Genomic DNA, 12,044 nt, shown 5'->3' on the forward strand with positions numbered 1-12,044 from the left:
TCAGGTCCGGCGCGCCGCTCCTCGTCCGACAGGACGGCGGGGCAGGCCGTAGCGCTCCAGCGCGGCCGGGGTGAGGACGAGGACGGGGTCGGCGTCGCGGCCGTTGCGGTGCAGGCGGGCCTGTCCGAGCCGGGCCTTTGACAGGGTCCACTCGATCAGTGACGGCAGGGACTTCGCGGGCACGTCCAGGACCAGGCCGCCGACACAGTACGCGAGTCCTGCGCGTCGGTGTCGACGTCAACCACAGCGAGCGGACCGTTCTCGAACCGCTTGTCGGTGGCGGCAGGCGTCTTCGCCGCGCTCTTCGGGCTCGGGCTCCGGGACGGAGACGCGGCCGGCCGAGCGGAGGGCGCCGGGCGTACGGCAGCGGCCGGGGCGGCGAGGGAGGGTGCGGTGAGGCCCGCCGGAGCGTCGGCCGCCGGGGCGGGAGCGGCTGCGGGGCCGGTGGACGTGTTCGGCTGCGCGGCCGGGGCGGGGGCAACGTCAGGGCCGGGGGCAGCGTCAGGAACGGGGGCAACCTCAGGGCCGGGGACAGCGTCAGGAACGGGGGCAACCTCAGGAGCGGGGGCGGGAGCCGGGAAGCGCTCGGCCAGCTTCTCCAGCAGCCGGGCGTAGGCGGCGCGCTGCGGCGGCCTCGGCTCGCGCTGGCCCGCTTCCCATCTCGCGACGGTTGCACGGCGCGTCTTCAGCGCGGTCGCGATCTGGGCCTGGCTCAGCCCGCCGGCCTCCCTGAGCCGCCTGCGCTGGGCGGGGTCGGGGAGACCGTCCTGGGCGCCGTGCTCCAGCAGCGCGTCCACGGCGCTGAACAGCTGACCCTCAGTGGGCACAGAGTCCACCTCCGGATCGCTCACGGCCGTCTCCGCCGGGGCGCCTACCGCTGCCTTGTCGAAGCGGTGGGCGGCGAGGTCGTCGTGGCGGATCATCCAGTACACGACACCGTCGACGCCCGTCGTGTCACCCTCGTCGAACGAGGCGAGCATGGTCCAGCGGCGTTGTTCGGCGAGGTGCTCTGCCTCGGTGGCTTCCGGGCCGAGCAGCGCGTCGCTGATCTCCTCTTCCACGGGAAACTGGACGGGGCGGGTGTGCCCGCCGATCTGCGGCCAGTGGCCGTTGTGCTCCTCGTAGCCGATTTCCGACAGTTCCTCGAGGATGTCCTCGACGTCATCGGTGTCGGTGCCGGTGTCGGCGAGTTCCTCATCGACACCGCCGAACGCGGGCCAGGTCAGGGCCGTCGGGAACCGGCGAAGGGACACCTGGTCGAGTACCGTGAGACCCTCAGGCGCTGGCCGTGGGCGCGTCGCCGCGGAGGCAGGCAGATGGATCACGGCCGCCCTCGCCCCGTCTTGTGGTTCGCCTCCCGCACACCCGACGAAGGTGTCCTCGTCTCCGTCCGGCGCGAACTCGTATTCCGCAGCGGCATAGCGGAAGAACAGCAGCGTGCCGTCGGCGGGCAGGGGGAAGTCCAGCTCGTGCACGGGCAGGGCGGCACAGTCGATGGTCGCGAAGTGGGTGAGCGGGCCGTGCCCCTCCCACACCGGCCAGGCGAGGTCCTGGGGAAGGTCCGGCAGTCCTCCCACCCGCCCGACCAGCGCGGCGTCCGCGCGCCCGTCGCCTTCATCACGTTCGCCAAGACGGATCGCCGGCCGCAGGGTCTCACGCCACCGCGGCCCCGTCACGGGACCCAGAGCACGGACCGCCGCGTCCACACCGTCGTCGTATGCACTGCACATGCCGCACCCTCTCGCCGGACATTCATGTGCCAGAACCCGGCCTTGTCCACAACCGCTCGGCGGCATCCCGGCAGTGGGGCCGGCCCCACTGCCGAAGCCACCCCGTCCCAGCCTCTCGGATGCCCCCTGAACAGGGACGACGCCGTCCTGTCCCGCAGCCCGGCGCGCCAGCGGTACCGCCACACACCGCTCACCCCGCATGAGCGGTCCACCGACACCGCAGCCCCCGTCCCCACCGCCCGCACCGCGCGTGCCGCTCCCGTGGATGACGCCGGCAGCACAGCCCCCGGGGGTGGCGGGCCCCTCACCAAGTGCGTGCACATGTGGTCCCGGAGGCCGGTGCCGGTCCGGTGCCCGGGACCACATGTCTCATGGCCGGTGAGGGCCGCGTGCCGTCATCCGGCCGGATGGAGTTCCAGCACCGGGATGCTGTGTGCGGGGAAGGTATAGGTGAAGGCCCCCCTGCCGACCGAGGCGGTGCCCTGCCGGATCCGCACCTTGCCGGGGTTACTCCTGTCGTTGTAGTCCTGGTGACTGGACGGGGCCAGGGTCGAGGTGTCGGCCGAGGCCGCGTGTGCGTGGCTTCCGGTGGTCACCGTCGCCGGCACGTCGTGGGCGGGATCGGCGTTGATGACCGTGATGGACACATTGCCGTCCGTGTCCTTCGAGGCAAGCGAAGCCAGCACCGTGAGCTCCCGTTGTTCGAGGGAGGGGTCGTCGTACGGACGGTGACGGTCGGAGCCATCGCCACGGCTGTTCCGACGGCCAGGGCCAGGATGAGACGGGAGCCGGGGAGGATCTCCGCGGTACCGCCGGGCGCGGTCGGCAACACGGCACGTCCGCGAGCTCGCGGTGCCGGTGGCACCGCCGGGTCGGCAGCGGATGCCAGGACGTCGGCTGATGTGCTGGATGCCGGTTCAGACGCCGCGCCGCACGGCGTGCGGGATCGGACGCCGGCCACCACTCGTCGAACGCGGCGGTACGGTGTCGCGAACCCATCTCCCGCTCGGGCACGGACCTTCGCATGCGGTGCCGGGCCGGCCGGTTCGTCCGCGCCCGGCTCTCCCCGGCCGCAGGGTCGCACCGACACGCCGTCAGCGCGTCGGCGCCGTCGGTGGTGGCACCCCCCCCCCCGCGTGCCGACGCACCGGACGAGGGCGGACGTGGAATGGATATGACTGTGTCTCAAAAAGTTTTGCACAGAGCCTGATTGCGATGACGATGCTTCTCCATGGGGCAGCATCTCGGCGGGTACTGAACACCACTGACGTATGACCAGCCCCGGTCAAGGATCCCATGGGCTCGTCGGCGTCGTGGCGGTTCGGGCAGGTGGGTGTCGCCTCAGTTCAGGACAAGCTACCTGCGGGGTACAGACCGCAGGCCGGGGCCGGATCTAGGATCGCGTTCCCGATCCCGACCAGATGGGGCCCACATGACGTCTCGCATTCGCTCTGCCGCGATCCTGCTCGCCGCCGTGGCCACCGCCGTCACCGCCATGGCCGAGCCGGCCGCCGCGGCGGATCCCTCGCCCGGCGGCTGGACCGGCAAGGACTACTCTCACGTCAATTCCCTGACCGGCGGCGAGGGACTGGCCAGTTTCCCGGACGGCTCCCTGCTCTACCGCGGCCTGGCGTCGGAACCGCTGTCCCTGCGGACGAAGGGATGGAACCACATCGGCGACCCGGACATCTCCGACGCAGGCTACGTCTTCGACGCCTACCAGAGCGACGGGACGACGTCGAAGCTGTTCACCGTCACCACGCCCGGCGGACAGCGCTACGAGTACGAGCACACCCTCGACAGCGGCGAGGCCCACAACAACTCCTTCGCCACCGTCTCGCCGGACAACCAGTGGATGGTTTCGGGGGAATGGGGCGACGAGAACCGTTTGCTGGTGTTCCCCACGCCACTGCTCAACACCTCGACGCCCCCTACGGGCGGTGCGCTGCCGCAGGCCGGCCAGATCAGCCTCGACCGCACGGTGGCCAACGTCCAGGCGTGCGACTTCGTCTCCAGCACCCGGCTGGTGTGCGTCTCGGACGACGCGGCGAAGGACCTGCTCCAGGTGGACCTGCCGCACGCGCTGGACGGCAGTCCCATCACGGGCACCGTCACCACGCTGCTCCAGCTCCCGCGCAAGAGCATCTGCTCGGGCGGCTTCGAGGCCGAGGGCGTGGATTACGACCCGCGGTCCCGGACTCTTCGGGCCGAGGTCGTCCCGCCGGGCATCTGCAAGGTCGCCACGAGAGTGTACGTGTACCGGCCGACGACCGGCTGACGGCCGGGACTTGGCACCACGCCCGTCCGAACGGCGAAGAGGCGGGTGCGCGTCCGGGGGACCACCGTGGCAGTCCCCCGGACGCGCGGCCGGAACGCGCTGAGCGTGAGGCCTTCGGGGCGCCGGGCGTGCCCCAACGGTCGACCGGATTCCGTCGATGTGGCTGAAGGCACATGAAACGATCGGGACCGGCTCTCCGGAAGGTGCGGGAATGGAACGTCATGTGCTGCTCGGACACGGCGGGCTGGATGCCGACCCGGCCTACACCCCGCCCGAGATGGAGATCGTCGCCATCCCGCAGGGCACGACGATCCAGTTCTACTGCGACACCAATCAGCCACTGACGTACTCCTGGCGGCAACTCGACCTCTGGGAGCAGATCCAGGCGCCGTTTCCACCGCTCGACAGCAGAGATGTCACCTACAACCTCACGCTGCAGTCCAATGAGGAGGGCTGGGCGGAGGAGCTTGCCAACGACCCGAAGTTCGCGGGATGCCGCGTGTTCCTCCCCGGGCGGGACGGTGTGCCGAACTCGATTCGTCTGTGCGGTGGGACGCCGGTCATCTGCCCGACCAGCCCGGACCAGGTCGCCAGCGGCATGACGCACGGCTGCGACGGCATCCTGGGTACCCTGCACGGCCACCTGGACTGGGTGGCCTGCACGTCCGTCGTCTTTCCCAGGGCCATGGCGGCCCCGCTCGAACGGGCCGCGGCGAATGCCGTGATCAAAGGCAGGTCACACTCCGTCCTGCTGGGCGAGGACCCCGACTGGGTACCCGACGAGACCGATCAGCGAGTCATCGCCCATGCCAATCGCGACCAGCTGGAAGGCCGCGGCGACGGGGAGGTGGTGGGTTACGTCCTGGGCGGATTCGCCTGTCTCCTCGGCGGACGGCACGACGACCGCCACTGCGAGTACGTGTGGAAGCAGAGACAGGACACCTTCAAAGGCACTGTCACCGTGCGCACCGGCACCGGCGGCAGGCTCAGCCGGCTCGAGATCACCGACGTCCCGCTGTACAAGCGGGAGATCGTCCGGGCCGCGCTGTCGCTGTTCACCGACGCTCAGCCCGTGTTCACGTCCGCCCGGTGAAGGAAGGGCGCCCAGGCAGGCGGCCGCGAACGCGCCGGAAGGGCCGGGGAAGGTCCGCCGGGCCGTCATGCCCACCGCCGGCGTCCGCCAGGGCAGTTACAGGCGCAGGCCGTTGCGGAGGGAATCGAACGCGCTGTGGGCATCATGGCGCGCCGCCGCGACGGAGTCAGGTGAGGCCCCGCCGACGACGCGTTCCTGATTGACGCGGATGAGCAGGAACTGGACGGCGGTGATCTGGCACGCGGCCAGCCGGGCCCTCATGGCATCCATGCCCGGGCTCGCCTCGCGCAGGGCTTCGGCGAGGAGCCGGGTGGACCGTTCCTGATAGCGGTTGAGGGCGGTTGCCAGGGACGGGGTTTCGAGGACCAGGCGGATGTACGCGATCACTTCGGGCCTGCCGGACAGACCCGAGACGGCATCACGGGACTCCACTTGCCTCAGGAAGGTCTCCTCCAGCGCGTCGAGCGGACTCTGCTCCGCCCGGCGGTGCCGGACCACCTCGGCCGACTGCGCGAGGTGGTCGGCGATGCGGTGCAGAACCAGGTCGTCCTTGCTGGGAAAGTAGACGAAGACCGTGGACTTGGTGACCTCGGCCGCGGCCGCGATCTCCGCGACCGACACCTGGTCGTAGCCACGCTCAAGGAACATGGAGATCGCGGCTTCCGAGATCGCCCTCCGGGTCTTCGCCTTCTTCCGCTCGCGCAGGCCGACGGGTTCGGTCATGACCTCAGTCTACCCGCGTACCTCATTCACATCGGACTCGGTCCGGATTTTCGGGAGACCTATTCCCACGACTCGCGCAGGAAGTCCACCGCATCGCTCACCACGGGTTTTGCGAAGAAGGCGGGCGCGGCGTGGTCCTCGGCGTCGACGATCACCAGCCTCGCCCACACCCTGTGGCGGCGGCATCGCCCCGGGGGGCGTGGACAGGGCGGACGAGCCGGACGCGGTGAGAGAGCGGGCAGGCCGGCTGGTGGCACGCTCGTACGGTGTGCTCGGCGGGTTCACCACGCCTGCGTGGCAGCAGGGTGGTACCCGTCGGCGGGGCGGGCTCGGCCACCCCGGACCGAGGGCGTGGCGACGCGGGCGGGGCCCTCGCGCCGCCACCCGGCCGGTCGCCGCAGGCCCGTGTCCCGCCGAGCCGCCCGTGCGAGCCCTGCGGCGGCGTGAGGCCACGGCCAAGGTCTCCGCGTCGCGAGCGGGCCCGTCATCTGCGGCTTGCGCCTGTCCACCACTTCTGGACCTCGCCACCCCAGCAGCTTCCCCTGGTGACCGGAGCGTTGTTCACGGACTTCGCCACCTGGAGGCACTTCCCCCCCACCAGGCCGTAGACCTGACCGTAGCGGCCGGCGACCCACTTCTGGCCCGCGGTGCCGGTACAGGTGGAGAGGATCACGGTACCGCCGTCGGCCGTACCTCTCCGGCTCCCGTCCAGGCACAGACCGTGCACCTTGATCGTGCCGTCCGAGCCCATCGTCCAGTTCTGGGCCGAGGTCCCGTTGCAGGTGTGGATCTGGACGATGTCACCGCTCCTTCCCCCGTTGGCCCTGTCGTCCAGGCACATGCCGCTGCTCGGAGACGAGTTCCGGAGCGTGGTCCGCAAGGCCGCCCGCGGCGTGACGCGAGCGTCGATGTTGCTCACGGTGGTGGCCGTGCTGGTGCCCACGTTGGTGCTCACCACCTGTACGGCCCGCAGGGTGAACTGAGACTTCGCCAGATGGTTCGGGTTGAAGTCGGTCGCGTACTTGTCGAACAGCGCGCTGGCGTCGTCGCTGATCGCCCCGGGCCGGGAGTCCTCCAGCATCGGCGCGTCGGCGGCCACCTGGAGCCGGCATCCTCGGGCCCCGGACCGGCAGGCCTTGTCCTTGTACAGGACGCCGCTGGTCTTTTTCATGAAGTGGCCCGGGTCGAAGTGGACGACGGAGAGTACGTCCGGATCGGCGCCGTGGACGGGGTCCTCGAAGATGAAGTCCGTGGTGAGCAGCGCACGCCGTTGGCAGCCCTTGGTGAAGCCTCCCGTCTGGTGGATCTTCGCGTTGTAGGTGACGTCCAGGGAGCCGTCGGCCAGGGTGGGAGCACTGCGGTCGGTGTTCGCGCGCAGCTGGGAACCCACGTAGGAGTAGCTGACATTCGTCTCGTGGAGTGTGCAGCCCGTTCCGGCGGCGTTGTTCGTCATGCCCACCGTCCGGGCACTGGTCTGCGGTGTGAACGAGTAGCCGGGCGTCCGGCCCCAGCTGCTCTTGTTCCAGCCGTGTGTGCCGATGTCCCAGGCGGAGTGGCCGGAATCAGTACGGGTGAACTCCTTGCCCGCGGTGAAATCACCACAGCCGGAGAGGTTCTCGCGCGAGCGGTCGGGAGCCGTGTCCGAGACACCCTCGATGACCATCCCGTAGCACTTGTGCGCGGGGCCGGGGTCGTACAGCAAGGAGTACGAGGAGACGCCGTCGGCCGAGGCCGACTGGGCCATGTGCCACAACACCGGCCAGAGCAGAAGGGGGAGGAGGGGCAGGAGCACCAGCGCGATCCTGCGCGGGCGAACGTGTTTCGCGGCCATCGCAGACTCCAGAGGCGGTGAGGGATACTCAGCGCAGGCGCGCTGCGATGAAGAGGTCCGGTGGGTGGGTGCCGGTTCCGCGTGCGTCCGCCCGAAAGGGGCGTTCCCAGGGGAGGCAGCAGACCGGGGCTGTGCGAGGTGTTCTAGCCCCGCACCGCGAAACGGTCAAGCAACTGGTTTGCCCTGGAATGGTTTTGACGTTCCGACAGCACCGGTGGAACCGGGCGGTCTCCCGCCGGGACCGTCCCGCCGACCGGGCATCGGCCGTCTCGGGCGCCGCCGGGGACACGCGATGCGGTTCCGTGGACGACACCTTCTGAAATGCGACGTCGTGACCCGTCCCGCCACCTGCCCGCGTCCCGCGCCGTCACGGACTACGCCACGGACACCCGCCGCGGGATCCGGGAGCGCTGCGGTACCGGGGCGCTCGGCAGCCGGCGGCACATAGCCGAAGTGCTCATCCAGGTTGCACATTTGAATGTTTCGCACTCCGCGCACAGCTACAGGAAGGGCGGTCGAGGGCCGCCTCCCTGCAGAACCGGCCGGGCGGGCCCATCGTCGCGCCGCTCTCTCAGCCACCGCACGACTTCGCATAGCTTTATGCAATATGCGGAGCCCTAATCCACAACATGACTTCGCTAGTTTCATGCTGCCGCGTCCATTCGAACCTGACGATGACGGTGCTGTGTCAGCCCGTGCGTCAACCCGGAGGAGCCGTAGCGGACCGACAGGAGCGCCCCGCGGACGCGCGCCCGACCGGCCTTGCGTGCAGACCCCGCGGCACGTCCGCGCGCCTGAGCTCGTCGATTCACGCCGTACAGGGTGACCACGGACCACTGTGGCCGGTCCTGGGGCCGACCGCGGTCAGGCCATGCCGAGGAGGGCGTACATGTCCCCGTTCGGGAGACTCGCGGCGGCGGCCATGGCCTTCACCGTGGGTTCTCGTCGGGCTTGCCCGGAAAGCAGGGAGGGTCGGCAGGCAGGCCGGGCGTCACCCAGGCGTAGAGGTGGTCCGGGGAGGTCCAGCCTCCGTCCGTGTTCCTGATGACATGCCCGACAGTGTGGACGCCTAACCGGAGCCTGCCGTCGGGCATCGCGGTCACCGCCCGCGCGCCACCCGCCGTACGCAGGCCGGGAGGCCTCAGGGACAGCGAGAGCCCGGTCCATTCCCCGTCCGCACGACGCGGTGTGGCCTGAAGGGAATTAGGCAGGGTGAGAGAGGGGTGAGGGCGAACGGAACTTGACTGCACATCAGATGTGGGCGGTCAACCGGATCCTCGGTACATGCGGGGTGCCCGCGGGACTTGGACCTGCCTGCGGGGCAGCCGTCCGGCCTTCCGGACGGCGCCGGGGTTCACCGGACAGCGGTCGCATGCCGGGCAGGCGCGCGGCCGCGTGAAGCCGCCCGCGACGGAAAAGCGGCGCCGTCCTGGTGCTTCTGCGCGCGGTACGTGCGGGCGGCCGCGCCGTGGAGACCGCCGGTCAGGCGAGGCCGGCAGCATCACGCCTCGTCACCGGCCGGCGAAGGATCGTGCCGGGACGTGCGGCACGCGCCGTGCGGAGCGGGAACCCTGCGTACTCCTCGCTTTGCACCATAGGGGGTGGCGACCGGACGCCTACGACACTCCGGAAACCTCCCTATCGGGCACAACGCGCACTTCGCCTGATCACTTCGGCGCCAATGCCGCTCGGCGGCCCCGCGCAGTGACTACCGTTCCGGGGATCGCTTCCGCCCCCTCCGTGCGATTCGCCGCCCGCGGCACCGCACCTGCAAGGAGCCCCCGGGATGTCCCACTACTCGCCACCGGGCGCATACACCTGGCCGGCCGACCGCGAACCGGCTCCCCCCGAACCCGACCCCGGACCCCCCGGCCGCGGGGACGGGGACGGTTTCCTCTACCTGCGTCTGCCGCGTGAGGCGTGCTGCCGGACCTGGCGCGTGACCACACTCGGAGTGTTCGGCCTCTTCGCGTCGTTCCTGCTCCTCGCGGCGGCCGCGCCCGGCTTCATGGCCCGTACGGTCACCGGCGGCATGCCCCTCGGGCTGCTTCTCGCGTGCCTCCAGCTCCCAGTCCTCCTGGCGGCGGCGGTGGGATGCAAGCACACCGCCCACGGGCGGGCGAACGCTGCCGCGGATGACGTCCCCGAGGAGGGGGCCGAAGCGGACCCCTGGCGAGGAGTGCTTCGATGAGCGGGGTCTGTGCCACGCTCTGTGCCTCTGCCGCAGCCCCGGGTCGCGGTGCCCTCTCCGGCATGTCGTTCGTCGCCTTCTGTGCCGCCAGCGCTCTGGCACTGACGCTGTGCGTGGTGACCGGCCCGGACAGCGACGGTCTCGGGGAGTTCTACACCGGGCACGGCAGCCCGTCCCCGCTGCGCCACGGGCTGGTCATCGCGGGCGACTACATCTCGGCGGCGACCGTGCTCGGCACCGGCGGCCTGATCGCCCTGACCGGCTACGACGGGGTCGTCCTCGCACTGAGCACGGTGCTGTCGCTCGCACTGGCGATGCTCCTGCTGGCCGAACCACTGCGCAGGAACGGCCGGTTCACCATGGGGGACGTGCTTGCGCGCCGGATGCCGCACAGCACCGTGCGCATCGCCGTCGGCGTGGTGACCATCGTCACGCTCCTGCCGGTGATGGTCGTCCAGCTCGCCGGCTTCGGGCGGTTGATGGCGTACGTCCTCGGCTTCTCCAACGAGTCCGTCAAGGCGGGCTGCGTGCTGGGGATCGGCTTCCTGGTCATCCTCTACGCGGCGATCGGCGGCATGCAGGGAACCGCGCTCATGGAGATCCTCAAGACCACGGTGCTGATCGGCTCGGGCATCACGGTCGCCCTCCTCGTCCTGCACCGCTTCGACTGGGACCTGGGTTCCCTCTTCGACACGGCGGCGCAGCACAGCGGCGTGGGACCGGCCTTCCTCCACTACGGCCAGCAGTTCACCCCCGGGATCACAGGCCGTATCGACATGATCTTCTTCGAGCTGACGATCGTGCTCGGGGTCGCGTGTCTGCCGCACAACACCATGCGCGTGTACTCCGTCTCCGAACCCCGTCACGTGCGCCGTTCCATGTCCTGGGCCGTGGCGATCGTGGCCGTGTTCATGTCGGTCATGGTGGTGGTGGAGTTCGGCGCCACGGCCATGATCGGCCGCGGCGCCGTCGCCCAGTCGGACCCGCAGGGCAACACGGCCTACCTGCTCGGCACGCGGGCGGTGTTCGGCGCGCAGGTCTCGACCGTGGAGTCCGTCCTGTTCACCCTGGTGACAACGGCACTCCTGCTGACGGTGCTGGCCTCCGTGGCGGGGATGGTCCTCGCCTGCGCCAACTCCCTCGCCCACGACGTGCTCGCGTCACGCAACCCGGGCATGCCGGAGCGCCGGGAGATAGCGCTGGCGCGCTGGTCGACGCTCACCGTCGGGCTGCCCACCATCGTCGTGGCCGCCCTGCTCGAGCGTCACTCCCTGATGCCCCTGGCAGCCCTTTCTTTCTGCCTGTGCGCCTCCGCGATCACACCCGCCCTGGTGTACGGCCTCTTCTGGCGTCGCTTCACCAGCACCGGACTGATGGCCACGCTCATCGGGGGCTCGGTGTCGGTGCTGGTGCTGTTCTCCGGCACCAGCCTCGTCTCCGGTTCGGTCTTCTCGGTGCTCCCGGCATCGCATTTCAACTGGTTCCCGTTCACGGGCACCGGCATCGTCTCCGTCCCCGTCGGGTTCCTCTCCGGCTGGCTGGGCACGGTGCTGCCGGGCCGCACGAAGCCGCGGCGCCCGCACGCGGCAGTACAGCGAGAGCCCCGCCTGGCGACGGCGCGCAGGCGGGGGTGAGCCGGGGCTCGAAGGCGCGGCCCCGGGGCGTCCGTTCGACGGGTGGCGGCGCCGCAGGTGCGCCGCCACACCGGGCGGAGGCGAGGTCAGAGGGTTTCTTCCAGCCAGTCGAAGACCGTCTCGCAGTGGACCTGCGGTGCCATCGGCGAGCAGTGCAGCTGGGCCCCCTGAGCGGCGGTGAGCTTCACATAGTCCTTGGGACAGGCCAGCTTGTCGTACAGCTCCCGGGGCTGACCGGGATAGAACTGTTCATCGTCGTAGTCCAGCACCAGCATGGGAGTCATGATCCTGCTCGCGACGCCGTCGGTGATGGCGAGCGCCTCCATGGCCTTGGCCGGCGAGTAGAAATCGGTGAACATCTTCCCCTCGCGGGCCGCGAGCATCGCCGGGACGGAGAAGGGCTCGAAGCGTTTCTTCAGGGTCGCGGCCTCGGCGGCGGACAGGTTCGGGACGACTTGGTTGTTCCAGATGAGGCGACCCCTGGGGTGTGGACACTCTGACAATGGATCTTGATGGTCCGAGGAAGGGTGTCTTGGTGGGACGTAGGTCTCCGTATCCGGAGGA

At 70.1% G+C, this 12,044-nt stretch carries 10 protein-coding genes and 1 pseudogene; 5 read left to right on the forward strand and 6 right to left on the reverse strand.

All coding sequences use genetic code 11. The annotated features are described in order from the left end of the window. From ACZ7FF_RS42960 to ACZ7FF_RS42970, 3 genes are all read right to left on the reverse strand, one after another. Nucleotides 1-183, reverse strand: a complete 183-nt coding sequence (locus ACZ7FF_RS42960) for a hypothetical protein (protein ID WP_470819932.1) — start codon at nt 181-183, stop codon at nt 1-3. Beyond that, nucleotides 156-1,730: a DUF1963 domain-containing protein gene (locus ACZ7FF_RS42965; protein ID WP_470819934.1), complete on the reverse strand. Its 1,575-nt coding sequence runs from the start codon at nt 1,728-1,730 to the stop codon at nt 156-158. Before ACZ7FF_RS42965 ends, ACZ7FF_RS42960 begins: the two co-directional genes overlap by 28 nt. Nucleotides 1,731-2,125: 395 nt before the next feature. Then, a complete protein-coding gene (locus tag ACZ7FF_RS42970; RefSeq protein WP_470819936.1) occupies nt 2,126-2,416 on the reverse strand; it encodes a hypothetical protein in 291 nt (96 codons plus the stop codon). Between the two features lie 746 nt (nt 2,417-3,162). Here ACZ7FF_RS42970 and ACZ7FF_RS42975 point away from each other — a divergent pair. Then, entirely contained in the window at nt 3,163-4,008 is an 846-nt protein-coding gene (locus ACZ7FF_RS42975; protein ID WP_470819937.1) for a hypothetical protein, read from the forward strand. A gap of 157 nt (nt 4,009-4,165) precedes the next feature. Beyond that, on the forward strand, nt 4,166-5,101 hold the full coding sequence (locus ACZ7FF_RS42980; RefSeq protein WP_470819939.1) for a hypothetical protein: 936 nt from the start codon (nt 4,166-4,168) through the stop codon (nt 5,099-5,101). 96 nt (nt 5,102-5,197) lie between these two features. On the opposite strand, the gene ACZ7FF_RS42985 is transcribed toward ACZ7FF_RS42980, so the two are convergent. Next, a complete protein-coding gene (locus tag ACZ7FF_RS42985) occupies nt 5,198-5,824 on the reverse strand; it encodes a TetR/AcrR family transcriptional regulator (protein WP_470819941.1) in 627 nt (208 codons plus the stop codon). A gap of 202 nt (nt 5,825-6,026) precedes the next feature. Here ACZ7FF_RS42985 and ACZ7FF_RS42990 point away from each other — a divergent pair. Next, a pseudogene (locus ACZ7FF_RS42990) lies at nt 6,027-6,134 on the forward strand (sulfite exporter TauE/SafE family protein); the annotation flags it as partial. A gap of 174 nt (nt 6,135-6,308) precedes the next feature. Here ACZ7FF_RS42990 and ACZ7FF_RS42995 read toward each other — a convergent pair. Then, the gene (locus ACZ7FF_RS42995; RefSeq protein WP_470819943.1) at nt 6,309-7,655 is read right to left on the reverse strand and encodes a ricin-type beta-trefoil lectin domain protein; all 1,347 of its coding nucleotides are present in this window, start codon (nt 7,653-7,655) and stop codon (nt 6,309-6,311) included. A 1,786-nt stretch (nt 7,656-9,441) separates the two neighbouring features. On the opposite strand from ACZ7FF_RS42995, the gene ACZ7FF_RS43000 reads away from it, so the two are divergent. Both ACZ7FF_RS43000 and ACZ7FF_RS43005 read left to right on the forward strand, forming a co-directional pair. After that, entirely contained in the window at nt 9,442-9,846 is a 405-nt protein-coding gene (locus ACZ7FF_RS43000; RefSeq protein WP_470819945.1) for a DUF485 domain-containing protein, read from the forward strand. Nucleotides 9,847-9,908: 62 nt separating this feature from the next. After that, nucleotides 9,909-11,480 (forward strand): sodium/solute symporter, encoded by a 1,572-nt coding sequence (locus tag ACZ7FF_RS43005; protein ID WP_470819947.1) that lies wholly within the window; start codon nt 9,909-9,911, stop codon nt 11,478-11,480. Nucleotides 11,481-11,566: 86 nt separating this feature from the next. Here ACZ7FF_RS43005 and ACZ7FF_RS43010 read toward each other — a convergent pair whose 3' ends face one another. After that, nucleotides 11,567-11,983: a hypothetical protein gene (locus tag ACZ7FF_RS43010; RefSeq protein WP_470819949.1), complete on the reverse strand. Its 417-nt coding sequence runs from the start codon at nt 11,981-11,983 to the stop codon at nt 11,567-11,569. Nucleotides 11,984-12,044 lie beyond the last annotated feature (61 nt).

This window comes from Streptomyces sp. NPDC037126 (assembly GCF_055605965.1).